Origin of the sequence: Mesorhizobium sp. M1342 (assembly GCF_040317955.1) — a bacterium.
Taxonomy (GTDB): domain Bacteria; phylum Pseudomonadota; class Alphaproteobacteria; order Rhizobiales; family Rhizobiaceae; genus Mesorhizobium.
On the sequence record NZ_JAMYLI010000017.1, the window covers coordinates 59,572 to 79,634 of the forward strand.

Genomic DNA, 20,063 nt, shown 5'->3' on the forward strand with positions numbered 1-20,063 from the left:
TGGCTGTTACCACTGGCTTCGCCAGCTTCCAACGCTGCAGAGCCGGTGAGGCGGACAAGCTGCTGATCTCCCCCCTTGCGGGGGAGATGTCCGGCAGGACAGAGGGGGGTGTGAAGGATCTCGGCCTCTCATACATCCTCCATGAGTACAGAGCTCCATCATGACGACCGCCGCGCTCAGCTCCAATCCCGCGCCCGCCATCCTGCCGGGCAGCGGCGGCCTGCGTGGCGCGCTGTCGGACCTTTTCTGGCGCAAGCCGAAGGTCCTGCTGTTGCTCATGCTGCTGCCGCCGGTGCTTTGGCTGGGCATCGTCTATATCGGCTCGCTGTTTGCGCTCCTGGCGCAGAGCTTTTTCTCCATCGACGAGTTTTCCGGTCTCATCAACCGTGAGTTCACGCTCAAGACCTATGGTGACCTGTTTCAGGCCGCCAATCTCGATATCATCCTGCGCACGGTGACGATGGCGGCTCTGGTCACGCTGGCCTCGGCCGTCATCGCTTTCCCCATCGCCTACTACGCGGCGCGCTATGCGCGCGGTCGCTGGAAGGCCTTGTTCTATCTCGGCATCATGCTGCCGCTGTGGTCGAGCTATCTGGTCAAGATCTACGCCTGGAAGCTCATCCTGGCCAAGGAAGGCATCCTCACCTGGCTCCTCGCCAAGCTGCATTTGTTGTGGGTGCTCGACGCCTGGCTGTCGCTGCCGATCGTCGGCGGCAATTCGCTGTCGGTATCGTTCACCGGCACCTTCATCGTCTTCGTCTATGTCTGGCTACCGTTCATGATCCTGCCGGTACAGGCGGCGCTCGAGCGCGTGCCCGGCAATCTCGTCGAGGCCTCGTCCGATTTGGGCGCTTCGCCCGGCCAGACCTTCCGCAACGTGCTGTTCCCGCTGGCGCTGCCGGGCATCGTCGCCGGTTCGATCTTCACCTTCTCGCTGACGCTCGGCGACTATATCATTCCGCAGATCATCGGCACCTCGCGGCTGTTCATCGGCCAAGCCGTCTATTCGCAGCAAGGCACCGCCGGCAACATCCCGCTCGCCGCCGCCTTCACCGTGGTGCCGATCGTCATCATGGGCTTCTATCTCTGGGGCGCCAAGCGCATGGGGGCCTTCGATGCGCTCTGATGGTTCCCAGTCGGCGCCGCTCGGCCTGAAGATCGCCGCCGCCTGCGGCCTGCTGTTCCTGCATCTGCCGATCCTGCTGATCTTCGTCTATGCCTTCACCACCGAGGAGAAGAGTTTTGTCTGGCCGCCGCCAGGGCTGACGACGCAATGGTTCGCCGTGACCTGGAACCGGCCGGATGTCTGGCAGGCGCTGTCGCTATCGGTCAGGGTTGCCTCGATCTCGACTGCGATTGCTTTGGTCCTCGGGACGCTCTGTTCGGCGGCGGTGTCGCGGACAAAATTCTTCGGCCGCGAAACCATCTCGCTGCTGGTCATCCTGCCGATCGCGCTGCCCGGCATCATCACCGGCATCGCGCTGCGCTCGGCCTTTTCGCTGGCAGATATCCCGTTCTCGTTCTGGACGATCGTGCTTGGCCACGCCACCTTCTGCGTCGTTGTCGTCTACAACAACGCCGTCGCCCGTTTCCGCCGCACCTCCGGATCGATGATCGAGGCATCGATGGATCTCGGCGCCGACGGTTTCCAGACCTTCCGTCATGTCGTGCTGCCCAACATCGCCACGGCACTGCTTGCCGGCGGCATGCTGGCCTTCGCGCTGTCCTTCGACGAGGTCATCGTCACCACCTTCACCGCCGGACAGCAGCAGACGCTGCCGATCTGGATGCTGGAAGAGCTGATCCGCCCGCGCCAGCGCCCGGTCACCAATGTCGTCGCCATGGTCGTCATGCTGGTGACGCTGCTGCCGATCCTTGCCGCCTATTACCTCACCCGCGACGGCGACCAGATCGCCGGAAGCGGGAAATGAAAAACAGCGAATAGCGAGTAGCGAATAGGGAATTTCGGCGGTCAAACCCTACTCGCTACTCCCTATTCGCTCCTGTTAAGGGAGAAACCTTATGGACACCCAGATGCTGATCGGCTCGAAATTCGAGAAGGGCACCGAAACCGAGGAGCCGATCCTCAATCCAAAGACCGGGGCGACCATCCTCAGCCTGCCCGAGGCCAGCCAGGCACAGATTGAGGCGGCGATCACTGCCGCCGAACAAGCGTTCGTCTTGTGGTCGCGCACCACGCCGGCGCAGCGCTCCGGCTATTTGCTGAAGATCGCCGACCGCATCGAGGCCGATGCCAAGGAATTCGCCACGCTCGAGGCGCTCAATTGCGGCAAGCCGATCAACGCCGTGCTCAATGACGAAATCCCGGCGATCGTCGACTGCTACCGCTTCTTCGCCGGAGCCGTCCGTTCGATGCCGGGCGTCGTCGCCGGCGAATACATTCCCGGCCATACTTCGATGGTCCGCCGCGACGCCATCGGCATCGTCGCTTCCATCGCGCCGTGGAACTATCCGCTGATGATGATGGCCTGGAAGCTGGCGCCGGCGATCGCCGGCGGCAACACCGTCGTCTTCAAACCGTCCGAGCAGACACCGCTGACGGCGCTGAAGCTGGCGAAAATCCTTGCGGACATCTTGCCCGAAGGCGTGGTCAATGTCGTGCTCGGCCGCGGCGACAGCGTCGGCAACACGCTGATCAACCATCCCAAGGTCAACATGATCTCGATCACCGGCGATGTCGCCACCGGCAAGAAGGTGCTGCAGGCAGCTGCCAAGTCGGTCAAGCGCACGCATCTCGAACTCGGCGGCAAGGCGCCGGTCATCGTCTTCGACGACGCCGATCTTGGCGCCGTGGTCAACGGGCTGCGCGCCTTCGGCTATTACAATGCCGGCCAGGACTGCACCGCCGCCTGCCGCATCTACGCCGGCAGGAAGATCTATGACAAGCTCGTCGCCGATCTCTCCTCGGCCGTCTCGACCATCAAGTACAATCGTCCCGACGACACTGAAAACGAGATCGGCCCGCTCATCTCCCGCCGCCAGCGCGACCGCGTCTCCAGCTTCGTCGAGCGCGCCTCGGAACTGAACCACATCGAGATCACCACCGGCGGCAAGCCGGGCGAGGGTTCCGGCTTCTACTACCAGCCGACCGTCGTCGCCGGCGCGCTGCAGGAAGACGAGATCGTCCGCCGCGAAGTGTTCGGCCCGGTCGTCTCGGTTACTCGTTTTTCGGAGGTCGACGAGGCGGTGAACTGGGCCAATGACAGCGACTACGGCCTGGCGTCCTCGGTATGGACCAAGGATGTCTCGCGCGCCATGGCGACGGCCGCCCGCCTGCAATATGGCTGCACATGGATCAACACCCACTTCATGCTGACCAACGAGATGCCGCATGGCGGGCTGAAGCAGTCCGGCTACGGCAAGGATATGTCGCTCTATGCGCTGGAGGACTACACCGCCGTGCGGCATGTGATGGTGGCGCATGGTTGAGAAGTGGTCCGCGTAGCAAACGAAAAGCCAATTGCTTGGCTTTTCGAGCTTCGAACGCCCTGCGCCTGCGAAGGGCCGGGCGTGGCTATTTTCTCTTCTCCCCGTTTTACGGGGAGAAGAGTCGCTACTCCACAACGCGATAAATATTCCATAGGCTGGTGCCCGACACGACATAGGGCTCGATCTCCTTGCCCCATTTCGCGTGCGCGTCGATCTTGCCGATCTTGGCGAAGAACGCCTCCAACTGGGCCAGGCTTTCGACCTGGTGATGGGACTCGACGGTCGCCTCCCGCGCGCCGATAGAACCGGTCATGATCTGGAACTCCAGCTCGGCGAGGCCGACCTGCGAGCCGATCTCGCGTTCCCATTTCTTCAACAGGTCGAGCACGGTCTGCTTGTGCCCGAACTTGGCGTCGATCTGCCATCTGGCGCTGAACATCGTCTTCTCCTCCAGGTTTGCGGCCCAGGCTGCGATTGATCCACCGGCTGTTGGTCTACTCGTCCCAGGCCTGCACGACGGTCTGCCTTGCGATCCGCCCGTCCTTCAGCTCCAGCATCGCCGCGCAGAACACCTTGGTGCCGTCCGGATAGGCGCAGGCCTGGGTGAAGGCGAGACTGTCGCCGTCGGCGATGGTGGTATCGACCTTGTGGGTCATCGCGCGGCTGCAGATGTCGTCCCAGAATGTGGTGATCGCGGCGCGTCCGCGGATCTCGCGCGGCTTGCTCGGCGGGTTGTTGCGGTCGATCACCCGCACCAGCGCGTCATCGGCATAGAAGCTCGACAGCATCTTGCCGTCACGGGTCTCGATGGCCTTCTTGATCGCCGCGCCATCCACTGTTTGGGTCTTGGTCAGCATTTCATCCTCCATTGGCCCGTCTTCCGGGCGGTTGATGGTCGAAGTGCTGCCCGGCGCTTGTCGCCAGGCAGTGGTTTTTACTGCGACTTCGCCTTGACGGCCGCGAACACGTCGTCGGCCTGCTTCTTGAAGGTCGTCAGATCGACCTGGCTGCCGTTGAGCATCGTCGACCAGTGGCGCACGATCGCGGACATCGCCACCGCCTCCTTGATCTCCTCGTCGCTGGCGCCGTTGAGCCTGGCCGCCTCGGTGTGGAAATAGATGCAATACTGGCACGGGATCTGCGCCGCGACGGCGAGGCCCAGCAGTTCCTTGGTCTTGCCGTCAAGCGCCGTCTTCGGGTTGAGCTGCACGCCCTTGATCTCGGCCCAGGCGCCGGCGACGGCCACATCCGGCAACGTCTTGAACATGTCCGGCACCGAGCCGAGCGTCGCCTCAATGTCCTTGTAGGTCGCCGCCGCGGACGCGTCCTCGGCCTTTGCCGGAGCGATGGCGAACAGCGCGCCCACGCTTGCAGCGATCACAAGCAATTTGAGTGTCCGGTTCGACTTCAGCATTTCCTCCTCCGTTCGCAGCACCTTTTCCGGCGACATCCGCCTGGCCTGCATGGAGAACACTGATACCGCTTACCCGCCTTTGGCCGCTTCCCCCGAAAGCGCCATGGCTCTCATGGCCCGTGCGGGCCAGGGTGCCTGACTGAGAACGCCGCCGCCGCCGCCCGCGACGGCAGGTCCAGCTTGAGCAGTATGTTGGCGACATGGCGCTTGACCGTATGTTCGCTCAGCCTCAATTCGGCGGCGATCGCGGCATTGCTCTTGCCATCGGCGACGAGGCTCACCACCTGGCTTTCGCGCGCCGTCAATGCGGCCGGCTCGGCAGCCTTGGGTTTGGGCCGGCCGGCGGGTTCCAGATGTTGTTCGGACGTCGCATGGACCAGCGCCAGCGGCTCCTCCAACTCGTCGACGCTGACGCGCCCGGCGTCGGTGAAATGCAGGCCCGACCCAGCCGCCAGGTCGGCGATCAGACGCGACGCGATAATGTCGCCGCGCCCGGCATGGGCGGCCAGTTGCATCGCCACCCGCGCCGTCATCCCGACGGGCGGACCGCGCACTTCGATCTCGCCGACATGCGCCCCTTGCGCGCTTGCCACGCCGATTTCCTGCGCCGCCTCGCGCAGCGCCGCCGCGCAGCGTATGGCGCGTGCCGGGCCGTCGAAGCGCGAAATCATCAACTCGCCATGCAGGCCCGCCGAACGCCCGCCATGGCGCCCGACCAGCAGCCGCCAGGTTTCCTGGAAGCGCTGGCTGCGTTCGCTCCACATGCGGTCGCCGAGCCGAGCCGTGTCGTAGATACGTGTCACCAGAACTGCCGCCAGCACGCGGTCCACTTCGCCCACGGCGCGCTCGCCGGTCAGGAATTCCTCTATCAGGTCGGCCACCCCTTCGACATCGCCGGTCCAGATCGGATGGTCGCGTCCGGGAATCTCGACGAGCCGGGCACCGGGGATCTTCTGTGCAAGGAAGCGGCTGGCATCGGGATCGACCCGCGCATCGTTGCGGCGATGTATCACAAGCGTCGGCGCGCTGATCACGCTCAGGATATGGCGGATGTCGACGTCGGCGTTCATGCGCGCCAGCGCCGCCGCCGCCGTCGGGCTCGCCGATAATCGGTCGAAACGTGCCCACCACTGGGCGAAATGCGCGTCGTCGACCCGGCTCGGCGCGAAATGGGGCAGCGTGGCGCCGGTGCCCCAGGCTGTCTCCGCCATCTCGATGAAAGCGTCGAGGCGTTCGCGCGACATCACCCATTTGTGGAAATGCGCATAGCCGCCATAGAGCGCCAGGGCTCGCGTCCGCTCCGGATAGGTGGCGGCGAACAGCATCGCCATCGGCGCGCCTTCGGAGGAGCCGAGCAGCGCTGCACGGCCGCTGCCGGCGGCGTCCATAACCGCGCGCACATCGTCCATCCGCGTTTCGAGACTGGGCAGGTTATGCGCGTCGACGCGGTCGGACAGGCCGGTGCCGCGTTTGTCGAACAGGATCAGCCGCGAGAATGCCGAAAGCCGCTTCAAGAGCCTGGTATAGCCCTCGTCTTCCCAGTGCAGGTCGAGGTTCGAAATGAAGCCCGGCACGAAGACGAGATCGAACGATCCCTGCCCGACCACCTGATAGGCGATCCGCACATCGCCGCTACGGGCGTATCGCGTCTCGATCGGCCTCACGAGATTTCCACCCCGGCCTGACGATTCTGGTCGTCAAACCATAGCAGAACAGCGCAGATTGCGGCAGCTAAACTTTAGCGATGGCGAATATAAGCAGGCGCGGCTTGGCGACTATTCCTGCGAGGCGGCGACGTCGGCAGGGGAGGGCTCGAGTCCGAGTTTGAGGTCGGCCGCAGCCGGCGTGATCGGCCGCCTGATCCTGGCGGAGGCGGCCACCACCAACTCGTTGAAGTTCCCGGTGCCGTCGTCCAGCATTTCGAAGAACTGCCGCCGCATCCTCGGCTCCCAGAACTTGTTGATGTGCTCGGCGACGCCGGCAATGCCTTCCTCGCGCGGCTTGGAATGGAAGAAATCGGCGATCTGGTTTGCCATGCGCACCAGCTTCTCGGCGGTGCTCATAATGTGTTCTTCGTCATGCGACATGCTGGGCAACTCCGCAAACCACCCGGTCGGGGTGGGTGAAAATATCAAAATCCTCGCCGCGAACCAGCGCCACCAGCGTCATGCCAGCCTCTTGCGCCGTGCGGATGGCAAGTGCGGTCGGCGCCGAGACGGCGATGATGAAGGCCGAGCCGATAGAAGCCGTCTTCTGCACCATTTCAACCGAAACCCTGGATGTCACCACGACAGCACCGGATGCGCCATCGATGCCGGCTTTGGCCAGCGCGCCGGCCAGCTTGTCGAGCGCATTGTGACGGCCGACATCTTCGCGCGCCATGACGATGCCCTTGCCAGGTACATAGAAGCCGGCGGCGTGCACGGCTCCGGTCTCGGTATGCAGCGGCTGCACTTTCGACAGAAGCTTGACCGAACGGACAATGTCGTCGGCATCAAGCGTAAGCTTTGAAGCACCAACCGCGTCGACCGAGCGCATCGCCTCCTCAATCGACTCGATGCCGCAGAGCCCGCAGCCGACCGGGCCAGCCAGTCGTCTACGTCGCGCCTCGAAACGTGTATTGGCTCGATCCTTCAGCCGGATCTGGATATCGATGCCGGCGCCATGATCCTCGACCTCGATGGCTTCGATCTCCTCCGGCGCAGCAACAATGCCCTCGGTCAGCGAGAAGCCAAGCGCGAAATCCTCGAAATCGGCCGGGCTTGCCATCATCACCGCATGGGTGGTGCCGGCGAAGGAGAACGCCACCGGCGTCTCTTCCGGCACCATCCGGTCGGCAGCCGTCGTCCCAACCGCGCGGTGCGCCAGCCGCGATACCTGCGTCGTGGCTTTGCGGCGCGCGCTCAAGACTACTCCGCCGCCTGCAAAGACGCGATGCGCCGGCTCTGCTTGGCCTGCTCGTCATAGTCGCGCTGCCATTCCGACGGTCCGTTGGAGGCGCCGACCTGCACCGCCGTCACCTTGTATTCCGGACAGTTCGTCGCCCAGTCGGAGAAGTCGGTGGTGATGACGTTGGCCTGCGTGTCCGGATGATGGAACGTCGTGTAGACCACACCGGGCGACACCCGGTCGGTGATCAGCGCGCGCAGCGTCGTTTCGCCCGAGCGGCTCGTCAGCCGGACCCAGTCGCCGTCGCGCAAGCCGCGGTTCTCGGCATCGTGCGGGTGGATCTCTAGCCGGTCCTCCGAGTGCCACATGCTGTTGTCGGTGCGCCTGGTCTGCGCGCCGACATTGTACTGCGACAGGATGCGGCCGGTGGTGAGCAGCAGCGGGAAGCGCGGCCCCGTCCTTTCGTCCGTCGCCACATATTCGGTCCGGATGAACTTGCCCTTGCCGCGCACGAACGCATCGATGTGCATGATCGGGGTGCCGAGCGGCGCCTTCTCGTTGCAGGGCCATTGCACGGATCCTACGCGGTCGAGCAACTCGAAGGAGACGCCGGCAAAGCTCGGCGTCGTCATCGCGATCTCGTCCATGATCTCCGAGGGATGCTGATAGTTCCAGTCCAGCCCGATCGCGCGGGCAAGCTCCTGCGTCGCCTCCCAATCGGCGTAGCGCGCCTTCGGCTCAAGAACCTTGCGCACCATATTGATGCGGCGCTCGGCGTTGGTGAAGGTGCCGTCCTTCTCCAGGAAAGTCGAGCCCGGCAGGAAGACATGCGCATAGTTTGCGGTCTCGTTGAGGAACAGGTCGTGCACGACGACGCATTCCATCGCGGCAAGGCCGGCGGCGACATGCTTGGTGTCGGGATCGGACTGCAGAATGTCTTCGCCCTGGATGTAGATGCCCTTGAAGCTGCCGTCGACGGCGGCGTCCAGCATGTTGGGGATGCGCAGGCCGGGTTCGTCGTCCAGCTTCACGCCCCACAAGGTCTCATAGATATCGCGCACGGCTTCGCCGGAGATGTGGCGGTAGCCGGGCAGTTCGTGCGGGAAGGAGCCCATGTCGCAGGAGCCCTGCACGTTGTTCTGGCCGCGCAGCGGGTTCACGCCGACGCCGGGCCGGCCGATATTGCCGGTGGCCATGGCGAGATTGGCGATTGCCATCACAGTGGTCGAACCCTGGCTGTGTTCCGTCACGCCGAGGCCGTAATAGATCGCACCGTTGCCGCCGGTGGCGTAGAGGCGGGCGGCCCCCCGGATCAGTTCGGGATCGACGCCGGACAATTTGCCGACGGTTTCGGGGCTGTTTTCCGGCAAGGCGACGAACGATGCCCAATCCTGGAACTCCGTCCAGTCGCAGCGTTCGCGGATGAAGGCTTCGTCGAACAGGCCCTCGGTGACGATCACATGCGCCAGCGCCGTCAGCACGGCCACATTGGTGCCGGGCTTCAGCGGCAGGTGGTAATCCGCTTCGATATGGGCCGACTTGACCATCTCGGTGCGGCGCGGATCGAGCACGATCAGCTTGGCGCCCTGGCGCAGCCGCTTCTTCAGCCGCGAGGCGAACACCGGGTGAGCGGAAGCCGGGTTGGCGCCGATGATGACGGCGACGTCGGTGAAGTCGACGGAATCGAAATCCTGCGTGCCGGCCGAGGTGCCATAGGTCTGGCCGAGCCCGTAGCCCGTCGGCGAATGGCAGACTCGTGCGCAGGTGTCGACATTGTTGTTGCGGAAACCTTGCCGCACCATCTTCTGGACTAGGTAAGTTTCCTCATTGGTGCAGCGCGAGGAGGTTATGCCGCCGATCGAGGTGCGTCCATACTGGTACTGGATGCGGCGGAATTCCTTGGCCGTATGGGCGATCGCCTCTTCCCAACTCACCTCGCGCCACGGGTCGGTGACCTTTTCCCGGATCATCGGCGACAGGACGCGGTCCTTGTGGGTGGCATAGCCATAGGCGAAACGGCCCTTGACGCAGGAATGGCCGTGGTTCGCCTTGCCCTCCTTATAGGGCATCATGCGAACGACTTCGTCACCCTTCACCTCGGCCTTGAATGAGCAGCCGACGCCGCAATAGGCACAGGTGGTGACGGCGGAGCGCTCCGGCAGGCCCTTGGCAAGCACCGTCTTCTCACGCAGCGCATCGGTTGGACAGGCCTGGACGCAGGCGCCGCAGGACACGCATTCCGAATCGATGAACGCCTCGTGCATCCCCGCCGAAACCCGGGATTCGAAGCCTCGTCCCTCGATGGTCAGCGCGAAGGTGCCCTGCACCTCTTCGCAGGCCCGCACGCAGCGCGAGCAGACGATGCATTGCGAGGCATCATAGGTGAAATAGGGGTTGGACTCGTCGCGGGCGATGTAGTCGACCGCCAGCGAGCCATGGCCGGGCGCCACGCCACCTTCCGGCTTGACGTGGTTGCGACCTTCGATGCCGTAGCGGTTCTCGATCAGGCCGATCGACTTCGCCACTGCATCGAACTCGCTGGCGCCGGTTCCGGCCTGTTCGTTCCAGCCGGTCGGATGGTCGGAGACGTAGAGTTCCATGACGCCTCGGCGAATGGCGTCGAGCCGCTCGGTCTGCGTGCGCACGATCATGCCTTCGCCGACGGGCGTCGTGCAGGACGCCGGCGTGCCGCCACGTCCTTCGATCTCGACAAGGCAGACACGGCACGACCCGAAGGAGTCCAGCATGTCGGTGGCGCAAAGCTTCGGGATCTCGACCCCGCCCTCCATGGCCGCACGCATGATCGAGGTGCCTTCCGGCACGGTGATGCTGCGCCCGTCGACGTTCAGCGTGACCTGCTTCTGCGCCTTCGATTGGGGGGTTCCGTAGTCGATCTCTTCGACGAGGGAGGGGAAGTCGGCCTTGATGTTCATCTGCCAGCTCCTATTCGGCAGCCACGCGCACGGGCGCTGGCTTGAAGTCGTCGGGGAAATGGGTGATCGAGCTCATCACGGGATAGGGCGTGAAGCCGCCCAGCGCGCAGAGCGAACCAAACTTCATCGTGTTGCAGAGATCGGTGACCAGAGCGAGGTTCTTCTCCGGCTCAATGCCCGCAACTATTCTGTCGATGGTCTCAACCCCGCGCGTCGAGCCGATGCGGCAGGGCGTGCATTTGCCACAGCTTTCGATGGCGCAGAACTCCATGGCGAAGCGCGCCTGTTTCAGCATGTCGGCGGTGTCGTCGAACACCACGATGCCGGCATGGCCGATCAGCCCGTCCTTGGCGGCGAAGGCTTCATAATCGAATGGCGTGTCGAACAGCGCGCGCGGGAAATAGGCGCCGAGCGGCCCGCCGACCTGCACGGCCTTGACGGGGCGCCCCGTGGCCGTGCCGCCGCCGATCTCGTCGACGATCTCGCCCAGCGTCATGCCGAAAGCGGCTTCGAACAGACCGGCATATTTGACGTTGCCGGCGATCTGGATCGGGATCGTGCCGCGCGAGCGGCCCATGCCGAAATCCTTGTAGTAGGCCGCACCCTTGTCCATGATGACAGGCACGGAGGCCAGCGAGATGACGTTGTTGATCACCGTCGGCTTGCCGAACAGCCCTTTGTGAGCCGGCAGCGGTGGCTTTGCCCGAACCATGCCGCGCTTGCCCTCGAGCGAATCGAGCAGCGCCGTCTCCTCGCCGCAGACATAGGCGCCGGCGCCGACCCGGATCTCCATGTCGAAAGCGTAGGGTGAGCCCAGCACGCTGGCGCCAAGAACGCCAGCCTTGCGGGCGATCTCGACGGCCTTGTTCATCATCGCCACCGCATGCGGATATTCCGAGCGGACATAGACGAAGCCCTTCGTCGCGCCCGTGGCTATACCGGCGATCGTCATGCCTTCGATCAGCACGAAGGGATCGCCCTCCATGATCATGCGATCGGCGAAGGTGCCCGAATCGCCTTCGTCGGCGTTGCAGACGATGTATTTGCGGTCGCCTGCGGCATCGAGCACCGTTTTCCACTTGATGCCGGTCGGGAAGCCGGCGCCGCCGCGCCCGCGCAGGCCCGACTCGGTAACCTGGGCGACGATGGCGGCAGGCGTCAGCGCCAGCGCGTTCGTCAGTCCGTTCAACCCGCCATGCTTCTTGTAGGATTCGAGCGAAAGCGGATCCGTGACGCCGCAGCGCGCGAAGGTCAGCCGCGTCTGCTTGGCCAGGAAGGGGATCTTGTCCGGCGTGCCCAGCCAGCGTTTGTGGTGGCCGCCGGTGAGAAAGCCGCCGTCGAACAGGCCTTTGACGTCGGATGGTTTGACCGGCCCATAGGCGACGCGGCCATTGGCTGTCGCGACTTCGACCATAGGCTCGAGGAAATAGGCGCCGCGCGAACCGTTACGCACGATCTTGGCTTCGATGCCGCGCTCGGCGAGTTCGCCGGCGATCGCCTTGGCGACCTTTTCGGCGCCCAGCGCCAGCGCACCGGAATCGCCTGGAATGTAGATACGCGGGATCATGAGCGCACCTCTGCAACGATCTCGTCGAGCTTCTCGTCATCGAGCCGCCCGATCACCTCGCCATCCAGCATTGCGGCGGGCGAACAGGCGCACAGGCCCAGACAATAGACCGGCTCCAGCGTCACCGAACCGTCGCGGGTCGTCTCATGGAAGCCGATGCCCAGCAATTGCTTCAGCTTGGCGGCGATGGCGTCCGAACCCATCGACTGGCAGGATTCCGCCTGGCAGAGCTTCAGCACATGGCGGCCTGCCGGGTGGCTGCGGTAATCGTGATAAAAGCTGACGACGCCGTACACCTCGGCCCTGGAAATGTTCAGCGCCTCGGCGATGACCGGCAGCGCATCCTTGGGCACATGGCCGAACTCTTCCTGGATGCCGTGAAGGATCGGCAGCAATGGGCCTTCGAGGCCCTTCATCTCCTGGATGATCGCGGCCGTGCGCGACGTAATCTCGGTACTTGCAGGCTGCATTGTCATGCAGCGCCCTCCCTATAGTAGCGACCCATGCATATCGGCCAAAAGCATCAAGCTGTTTTGGAACAACGACATGCGCGTGCCGCTTTATCGCTAAGTGCTTAAGAAATCAGAGAAAACCTCTGAAATCAATAAAGCGGTTTCGTTGTACGATAGAAATTTTCTATCGTTCCGTTTGACTAACCCTGTCTAGCGGAACGGTTGGCATGGAAATCGTCCGCCAGCGCCATTGCCTCGTCCAGCAGCGCCGAGACCAAAGGTGTGTGCGGTTCGCGCGGTGTCGCCACCAGGCCGACCGTGTGGCTGGCATCTGGCTCGATGATCGGAATGGCCCGGATCGGCTCGGCAAAGCCGAATGTTTCCGCAAGGTTGAGCGGCATGATCGACGACCATTTGCCGGTGCGGATGTGCGAAAACAGCACGATCATCGAATTGGATTCCAGCGTCGGTCGCACCTGCACGCCGGCTTCGGCCAGATGCTGATCGATGATGCGGCGGTTCTGCATGTCCGGCGTCAACAGACACAGCGGCAGGCTCGAGAGCTCCGCCCATGTCACTTTGTCGCGGTCGGAATAGGGATTCCCCATCGCGGTGATCAGTTGGTAGCGCTCGTCATAGAGCGGCACGCTGGTCACCCGCCCCAGCGGCTCGTTGTCGAGATAGGTGATCCCGGCATCGATGTCGAAATTGCCGAGCAGCGACAGCACCTCGATCGAGGTCCGCGACAGCACCGAAAAGGTGACGCCGGGATGCTTTTCGCGAAACGGCGTCGTCAGCCGCGGCAGCATGGCGAGCGCCGTCGGGATGGCGGCGATGCGGATACGGCCCGAAAGTCCGTGGCGCGCTGCGCGCATTTCCTCGCGCATGGTTCTGGTGTCGCCGACGATGCGGCGTGCCCACACCAGCACCTGTTTTCCCTCCGGCGTCAGCCCCTGGAAGCGTGAGCCGCGCAGAACCAGCATGACGCCAAGCTGGCCTTCCAACTGCTTGATGCCGGCCGAGAGCGTCGGTTGGGTGACGCCGCATACCTCCGCCGCCCGGCCGAAATGCTCCTCCCTGGCGAGCGCGATGAAGAATTCCAGCTTGTCGATCATGCGATCTTTCCGGTCGTTCGCTGCAAGGTCGGGGAAATTGTGCTCTACCGCAAGCACCACGCACAAATGCCCGGCATCCACACCTTTAAGCCGGCTACCTGTTTCCCGCGGCGCAATGCGGCGCTATGTGGATGAAACTGGGAGATCGACCATGCTGGGCTGGTTCCGCAAGCTTTTGCCGCGCGAAGATCGCTTCTTCGAACTGTTCGAACGACATTCGCGCACCGTGGTCGGCGGCGCCGAGGCGCTGGAGCAGCTTCTCCAGGGCAGGGATATCGACCTCTGGTGCCAGAAAATCATCGATCTCGAAGATGAGGCCGACCACATCACCGCGGAAGTCCTGCTGGCGGTGCGGCGCTCCTTCATCACGCCTTTCGATCGCGGCGACATCAAGGACCTGATCCAGTCGATGGATGATGCCATCGACATGATGCACAAGACGGTCAAGACGGTGAAGCTGTTCGAGCGCAAGGAGTTCGATCCGCTGATGCAGGAAATGGGTGGCGTCATCGTCGCCGCCGCCAAGCTTGTGGCTGAGGCGATCCCGCTGCTCAACAAGGTCGCGACGCATACTGTGCGCCTCAACGCCATCGCCGAGGAGGTCATGCGCGTCGAAAGCCGGGCCGACGACCTGCACGAGCAAGGGCTGAAGGATCTCTTCAGGAAGCACGGCAGCAGCGATCCGATGGCCTACATGATCGGCTCAGAGATTTATGGCCAACTGGAAAAGGTGGTCGACCGCTTCGAGGACGTCGCCAACGAGATCAGCGGCATCGTCATTGAGAATGTCTAGGTGATGGAAGCAACCATCGCCTTTCCGGTACTGGTCGGCCTCGTCGGCGTTGCGCTGTTCTTCGACTTTCTCAATGGCCTGCACGATGCCGCCAATTCCATCGCCACCATCGTTTCCACCCGCGTGCTGCGGCCACAATACGCGGTATTGTGGGCGGCTTTCTTCAACTTCATCGCCTTCATGTTCTTCGGCCTCCACGTCGCCGAGACAGTGGGCAAGGGTATCGTCGACGTCAGCATCGTCACCCCGGCGGTGATCTTTGCAGCCCTCGTCGGCGCCATCGTCTGGAACATCGTCACCTGGATCGCCGGCATCCCTTCGAGCAGCTCGCACGCGCTGATCGGCGGCCTGGTCGGCGCCGGTGTGGCAAAGGCAGGCGTGGGCGCCATCGTCTGGACAGGGCTTGGCAAGACGGTTGCGGCAATCGTCGTGTCGCCGGCGACCGGCTTTGTCCTGGCTCTTGTCCTGATCCTTGCCGTTTCCTGGCTCTTCGTGCGCCAGACGCCGTTTGCGGTCGACAGCACCTTTCGCGTCATGCAGTTCTTTTCCGCCTCGCTCTATTCGCTCGGGCACGGCGGCAACGACGCCCAGAAAACCATGGGCATCATCGCCGTGCTGCTCTATTCGCAAGGCATGCTCGGCGAAGAATTCTACGTGCCGCTGTGGGTCGTGCTCACCTGTCAGACGGCGCTGGCGCTCGGTACGTTGTTCGGCGGCTGGCGCATCGTCCACACCATGGGCTCGAAGATCACCCGGCTGAACCCGATGCAGGGCTTTTGCGCCGAGACCGGTGGGGCGATCACGCTGTTTGCCGCGACCTGGCTCGGCGTTCCCGTATCGACCACGCACACCATCACCGGCGCCATCATCGGCGTCGGCGCCGCCCGCCGCGTCTCGGCCGTGCGCTGGGGCATTGCCGGCAACATCGTCATTGCCTGGATCGTCACCTTGCCGGCCACCGCTTTGATTTCGGCGCTCACCTACCTCGCGGTTGGCCTGGCGAGGTGACATCTACCTGTCCACAAGGTTCAGGATGTTGCCGTCTGGATCCTTGAACCAGGCGACCTTCATTCCGTAACCGACGTGGATATCGCCCTCCAGCGTCAAGCCCGGCATCTGATAGTGCTCGAAGGCGACGCCCTTCGACTTCAGCTCCTTGACGATGTTGCCGATCTCGTCGCCAACCATCCAGGTCACCGCTGTCGCCTTGTTGGTTCCGGCAAATTGGGAATGATAGACGTTGAGGGTGGTATCGCCACTTTTGTAGACGATCAGTTCGCCGCCCTCATCGTGCACCTGTTGCAGGCCAAGCGTTCCCTCGTAGAAAGCCTTGGCCTTTGCCAGGTCGCTTACCGCCAGATTTGCCGTTGCGTTGCTGTTTGCGAGCATGATCGCCTCCTTCTCTGATTGTCGGTCGCGTGCTGGTCACCGAAATAGGTCGCCGCGATCGTTTGACGACTGTCGCTTGACCTGATTGTTGGCCGCATCGGCGCTCGATTATCTGGAAGACGTTTGGAGCGGATGAAATCCGACAGGACCCGCCGCTTTTTCAGGCACGCCAAGACAGCCATTGCTCCACGGCTTGGTTCTGTCCGGAAACTGCATTATCTCAGGTGCAAGCTGCATCTCAGGCGCAAGCTGCGTAAGGAAAAACTGCCATGTCCGTCACCAAGGAAATTGTCACCGAGCGTCTGAAGACGGTCAACGGGCCGGATTTCACCGGCAACATCGTCGACCTCGGCATGGTTTCGGAGATTTTCATCGCCGACGGGAAGGTCTTCTTCTCGATTACCGTTCCCGCCGCTCGTGCCCAGGAAATGGAGCCGCTGCGCGCCGCCGCCGAGCGTGTCGTCAAGGCAATCCCCGGGATCGCCGGCGCGGTCGTCGCGCTGACGGCCGAAAAGAAGGGCGGCGGCATGGAGGCGCCGGTTCCGTCGCGCCCCGCACCGAGGCCCGTTCCGCCGGCTGCGCCCGCTGCCGCCGCGCCGCGTGCGGCTCCGCACGCGCCCGCCTCGCACAGTTCGGGCAAGCGTGGCGTGCCCGGTATCGAGGCAATCATCGCGGTTGCGTCCGGCAAGGGCGGCGTCGGCAAGTCGACCACTGCCGTCAATATCGCGCTCGGCCTCGCCGCCAACGGCCTGCGCGTCGGCGTGCTGGATGCCGACATCTACGGACCGTCCATGCCCAGGCTGCTCAACATCCACGGACGGCCGCAGACCGTCGACGGCAAGATCTTGAAACCGATGGAGAATTACGGCCTGAAGGTGATGTCGATGGGTTTCCTCGTCGACGAGGAAACGCCGATGATCTGGCGCGGCCCGATGGTGATGTCGGCGCTGACGCAGATGCTGCGCGAGGTCGAATGGGGCCGTCTCGACGTGCTCGTCGTCGACATGCCGCCCGGTACCGGCGACGCGCAACTGACCATGGCCCAGCAGGTGCCGCTGGCCGGCGCTGTCATCGTCTCGACGCCCCAGGATCTGGCCCTGATCGACGCGCGAAAAGGCCTCAACATGTTCAAGAAGGTCGACGTGCCGTTGCTCGGCATCGTCGAGAACATGAGCTATTTCATCGCCCCGGACACCGGCAAGCGCTACGATATCTTCGGTCATGGCGGCGCGCGCCGCGAGGCCGAGCGTCTCGGCGTCACCTTCCTTGGCGAAGTGCCGCTCGAGATGGGCATTCGCGAAAGCTCGGATGCCGGCACGCCGGTTGTCGTCTCGAAGCCCGACGGCGCCGAGGCGAAAATCTATCGCGACATCGCTTCGAAGGTCTGGGACCGGGTCAATGAAGAGCGTGGCGCGGCGGCAGCGGCGGTGCCGAGTATTGTGTTCGAGTGATGCCCGCTTGAGGGCTCAGCCGCCGACCTTTTCGCCGAACGACGAAAAAAACTGTCCGGCCAGTTTCTTCGAGGTCGATTCGATCAGGCGGCTGCCGAGCTGGGCGATCTTGCCGCCGACATCGGCCTTGGCCGCGTAGTTCAATACCGTGGCGTCAGGTCCATCTGCCGTCAGCGTCACGTCGGCGCCACCCTTGGCGAAGCCGGCAATGCCGCCCTTGCCTTCGCCCTGGATGGTGTAGGAGTGCGGCGGCTTCAGGTTCTTCAGCGTCACTTCGCCGTTGAATGTCGCCTTGATCGGTCCGATCTTCACCACCACGGTTGCCGCCATCTCGGTCGGCGACTTCATCTCCAGGCTCTGGCAGCCGGGAATGGTCGCCTTCAAGACCTCGGGATCGTTCAGCGCTTCCCACACTTTTTGCAGCGGTGCGGCAATGCGCTCCTCGCCTTCGATCACCAAAGCCATGAAAACCTCCCGGACAAGACTGTCGGAACCCGTAACGCACGGCTTGGTGCGTGTCTATCGCACCAAAGTCCGGTTGCGACCGCACGCCCTCTTGCCTGCTCCCGCGCGTTGCCATATCGATTTGTCTTACAAATACGGAGACCATGATGGCAGGCGCCCCCACCCACAAGAAAAAATTTCGCTCGCAGGAGTGGTTCGACAATCCCGACAATCCGGGCATGACGGCGCTCTATCTCGAGCGCTATCTCAATTACGGCCTGACGCGCGCCGAACTGATGTCCGGCAAGCCGCTGATCGGCATCGCACAGACCGGCTCGGATCTGTCGCCTTGCAACCGTCACCATATCGAACTCGCCAAGCGTGTGCGCGAAGGCATCGTCTCGATGGGCGGCATTCCTTTCGAATTCCCCTGCCATCCGATCCAGGAGACCGGCAAGCGCCCCACCGCGGCACTTGACCGCAACCTTGCCTATCTCAGCCTTGTCGAAGTGCTCTACGGCTATCCGCTCGATGGCGTCGTGCTCACCATCGGTTGCGACAAGACGACGCCGGCGCTGCTGATGGCGGCGGCCACCGTCAACATCCCGGCGATCGCGCTGTCGGTCGGGCCGATGCTCAATGGCTGGCACAAGGGCAAGCGCACCGGCTCCGGCACCATCGTCTGGGAATCGCGCCAGCGCCTGTCGGCCGGCGAGATCGATTATGACGAGTTCATGGACATCGTCGCCTCGTCGGCGCCGTCCACCGGTTATTGCAACACCATGGGCACCGCCACCACGATGAACTCGCTGGCCGAAGCGCTTGGCATGCAGTTGCCGGGCTCGGCCGCGATTCCCGCGCCCTACCGCGAGCGCGGCCAGATTTCCTATGAGACCGGAAAGCGCATCGTCGAGATGGTGCATGAGGATCTGAAGCCGTCCGACATCATGACGAGAGAAGCTTTCGAGAACGCTATCGTCGTCAATTCGGCCATTGGCGGCTCGACCAACGCGCCGATCCATCTCAACGCCATCGCGCGCCACCTCGGAGTCAAGCTCGACAATAACGACTGGCAGACGGTCGGCCTCAATGTGCCGCTACTGGTCAATTTGCAGCCGACGGGCGAATACCTTGGCGAGGACTACCACCATGCCGGCGGCGTGCCGGCGGTCATCGCCGAACTGATGAAGGGCGGGCTGTTGCCGCATCCCGGCGCGCGCACCGTCAACGGCAAGTCGATCGGTGAGAATAGCGAGGGCGTCGCCAACGAAAATCCCGACGTCATCCGCTCTGTCGCCAAGCCGCTGAAGGCCAATGCCGGCTTCATCAATCTTCGGGGCAATCTGTTCGATTCGGCGATCATGAAGACCAGCGGCATCTCGCCGGAATTCCGCGAACGCTATCTCTCCAACCCCAAGGATCCCGAGGCTTTCGAAGGCAACGCCATGGTTTTCGATGGGCCGGAGGATTACCACGCCCGCATCGACGACCCGGCGCAAGGCATCGACGAACACACCATCCTGTTCATGCGCGGCGCCGGCCCGGTCGGCTATCCCGGCGGTGCCGAGGTCGTCAACATGCAGCCGCCGGCCTATCTCATCAAGAAGGGCATCCACGCGCTCGCTTGCATCGGTGACGGCCGCCAGTCGGGCACGTCGGGTTCGCCGTCGATCCTCAACGCCTCGCCGGAAGCCGCGATCGGCGGCGGACTGGCGCTGCTCAAGACGGGCGACCGGGTCCGCATCGACTTGCGCAAGGGCACGGCCGACATCCTCGTCACCGACGACGAGATCACCCGGCGCCGCGCCGAGTTGCAGAACAATGGCGGCTTCCACTATCCCAAGCACCAGACGCCCTGGCAGGAGATCCAGCGCGGCATGGTCGCGCAGTTCTCGGAGGGAATGGTGCTGAAGCCGGCGGTGAAATACCAGGATGTCGCGCACACCAGCGGTGTCCCCAGAGACAATCACTGATTGCTCCGGGGACAATCACTGATTGCTCCGGGGACAATCATTGATTCTGGATCGACGGATGGCGGCTTGATCAAATCAAGCCGCCGTCGGTTTTCCGGTCAGCGTGTTGCCGGGTAGGTCGAGAACGGTCACCGTCCTTGACAAGCGCGCCCAACAAATCCACCATCATGACAAGGGGTGCATCGCGACGACC

19 protein-coding genes are annotated in these 20,063 nt (G+C 63.4%); 7 read left to right on the plus strand and 12 right to left on the minus strand.

Annotated features, from left to right (window positions below; all coding sequences use genetic code 11):
• Window positions 1-160: 160 nt before the first annotated feature.
• The 3 genes from NKH06_RS18710 to NKH06_RS18720 all read left to right on the plus strand — a co-directional run bounded on the left by NKH06_RS18710 (window position 161) and on the right by NKH06_RS18720 (window position 3,450).
• On the plus strand, window positions 161-1,126 hold the full coding sequence (locus NKH06_RS18710) for an ABC transporter permease (RefSeq protein ID WP_023811677.1): 966 nt from the start codon (window positions 161-163) through the stop codon (window positions 1,124-1,126).
• Window positions 1,116-1,931 carry an ABC transporter permease gene (locus NKH06_RS18715; protein ID WP_127320604.1) on the plus strand — a complete coding sequence of 272 codons (816 nt, stop codon included), beginning with the start codon at window positions 1,116-1,118 and terminating at the stop codon, window positions 1,929-1,931. Before NKH06_RS18710 ends, NKH06_RS18715 begins: the two co-directional genes overlap by 11 nt.
• 91 nt (window positions 1,932-2,022) lie before the next feature.
• Window positions 2,023-3,450 (plus strand): gamma-aminobutyraldehyde dehydrogenase, encoded by a 1,428-nt coding sequence (locus NKH06_RS18720; protein WP_128304835.1) that lies wholly within the window; start codon window positions 2,023-2,025, stop codon window positions 3,448-3,450.
• A gap of 124 nt (window positions 3,451-3,574) precedes the next feature.
• On the opposite strand, the gene NKH06_RS18725 is transcribed toward NKH06_RS18720, so the two are convergent.
• From NKH06_RS18725 to NKH06_RS18770, 10 genes are all read right to left on the minus strand, one after another.
• The gene (locus NKH06_RS18725) at window positions 3,575-3,889 is read right to left on the minus strand and encodes a hypothetical protein (RefSeq protein WP_127290045.1); all 315 of its coding nucleotides are present in this window, start codon (window positions 3,887-3,889) and stop codon (window positions 3,575-3,577) included.
• A gap of 55 nt (window positions 3,890-3,944) precedes the next feature.
• Window positions 3,945-4,307 carry a nuclear transport factor 2 family protein gene (locus NKH06_RS18730; RefSeq protein WP_023811681.1) on the minus strand — a complete coding sequence of 121 codons (363 nt, stop codon included), beginning with the start codon at window positions 4,305-4,307 and terminating at the stop codon, window positions 3,945-3,947.
• Between the two features lie 77 nt (window positions 4,308-4,384).
• Complete coding sequence (locus tag NKH06_RS18735) at window positions 4,385-4,864, minus strand: carboxymuconolactone decarboxylase family protein (protein WP_352439714.1); 480 nt, start codon at window positions 4,862-4,864, stop codon at window positions 4,385-4,387.
• Window positions 4,865-4,974: 110 nt separating this feature from the next.
• Entirely contained in the window at window positions 4,975-6,528 is a 1,554-nt protein-coding gene (locus tag NKH06_RS18740) for an alpha/beta fold hydrolase (RefSeq protein WP_352439713.1), read from the minus strand.
• Between the two features lie 111 nt (window positions 6,529-6,639).
• Complete coding sequence (locus NKH06_RS18745; protein ID WP_023811684.1) at window positions 6,640-6,951, minus strand: formate dehydrogenase subunit delta; 312 nt, start codon at window positions 6,949-6,951, stop codon at window positions 6,640-6,642.
• Window positions 6,941-7,771: a formate dehydrogenase accessory sulfurtransferase FdhD gene (fdhD, locus tag NKH06_RS18750; RefSeq protein ID WP_352439712.1), complete on the minus strand. Its 831-nt coding sequence runs from the start codon at window positions 7,769-7,771 to the stop codon at window positions 6,941-6,943. Before fdhD ends, NKH06_RS18745 begins: the two co-directional genes overlap by 11 nt.
• Window positions 7,772-7,773: 2 nt before the next feature.
• Window positions 7,774-10,686, minus strand: a complete 2,913-nt coding sequence (gene fdhF / locus NKH06_RS18755) for a formate dehydrogenase subunit alpha (protein ID WP_352439711.1) — start codon at window positions 10,684-10,686, stop codon at window positions 7,774-7,776.
• Between the two features lie 10 nt (window positions 10,687-10,696).
• Window positions 10,697-12,253, minus strand: coding sequence for a formate dehydrogenase beta subunit (locus tag NKH06_RS18760; RefSeq protein WP_352751783.1), 1,557 nt, complete (start codon window positions 12,251-12,253; stop codon window positions 10,697-10,699).
• Window positions 12,250-12,729: a formate dehydrogenase subunit gamma gene (locus tag NKH06_RS18765; RefSeq protein ID WP_352439709.1), complete on the minus strand. Its 480-nt coding sequence runs from the start codon at window positions 12,727-12,729 to the stop codon at window positions 12,250-12,252. The genes NKH06_RS18760 and NKH06_RS18765 overlap by 4 nt, the downstream gene beginning before the upstream one ends.
• 176 nt (window positions 12,730-12,905) lie before the next feature.
• Window positions 12,906-13,820: a LysR family transcriptional regulator gene (locus NKH06_RS18770; protein ID WP_352439708.1), complete on the minus strand. Its 915-nt coding sequence runs from the start codon at window positions 13,818-13,820 to the stop codon at window positions 12,906-12,908.
• Between the two features lie 151 nt (window positions 13,821-13,971).
• Between NKH06_RS18770 and NKH06_RS18775 the strand changes: the two genes are divergently transcribed.
• Window positions 13,972-14,613 carry a DUF47 family protein gene (locus NKH06_RS18775; protein WP_352439707.1) on the plus strand — a complete coding sequence of 214 codons (642 nt, stop codon included), beginning with the start codon at window positions 13,972-13,974 and terminating at the stop codon, window positions 14,611-14,613.
• A gap of 3 nt (window positions 14,614-14,616) precedes the next feature.
• Window positions 14,617-15,621 carry an inorganic phosphate transporter gene (locus NKH06_RS18780; protein WP_352439799.1) on the plus strand — a complete coding sequence of 335 codons (1,005 nt, stop codon included), beginning with the start codon at window positions 14,617-14,619 and terminating at the stop codon, window positions 15,619-15,621.
• Window positions 15,622-15,624: 3 nt separating this feature from the next.
• Here the strand turns inward: NKH06_RS18780 and NKH06_RS18785 are convergent, their stop codons facing one another.
• The gene (locus NKH06_RS18785) at window positions 15,625-16,002 is read right to left on the minus strand and encodes a VOC family protein (RefSeq protein ID WP_352439706.1); all 378 of its coding nucleotides are present in this window, start codon (window positions 16,000-16,002) and stop codon (window positions 15,625-15,627) included.
• 269 nt (window positions 16,003-16,271) lie between these two features.
• Here NKH06_RS18785 and NKH06_RS18790 point away from each other — a divergent pair, with 269 nt between their 5' ends.
• On the plus strand, window positions 16,272-17,453 hold the full coding sequence (locus NKH06_RS18790) for an Mrp/NBP35 family ATP-binding protein (RefSeq protein ID WP_352439705.1): 1,182 nt from the start codon (window positions 16,272-16,274) through the stop codon (window positions 17,451-17,453).
• Window positions 17,454-17,468: 15 nt separating this feature from the next.
• On the opposite strand, the gene NKH06_RS18795 is transcribed toward NKH06_RS18790, so the two are convergent.
• Window positions 17,469-17,918 carry an SRPBCC family protein gene (locus NKH06_RS18795; protein WP_023811497.1) on the minus strand — a complete coding sequence of 150 codons (450 nt, stop codon included), beginning with the start codon at window positions 17,916-17,918 and terminating at the stop codon, window positions 17,469-17,471.
• 146 nt (window positions 17,919-18,064) lie between these two features.
• Between NKH06_RS18795 and NKH06_RS18800 the strand changes: the two genes are divergently transcribed.
• Window positions 18,065-19,870: an IlvD/Edd family dehydratase gene (locus NKH06_RS18800; RefSeq protein WP_352893662.1), complete on the plus strand. Its 1,806-nt coding sequence runs from the start codon at window positions 18,065-18,067 to the stop codon at window positions 19,868-19,870.
• The last annotated feature ends 193 nt before the right edge of the window (window positions 19,871-20,063 follow it).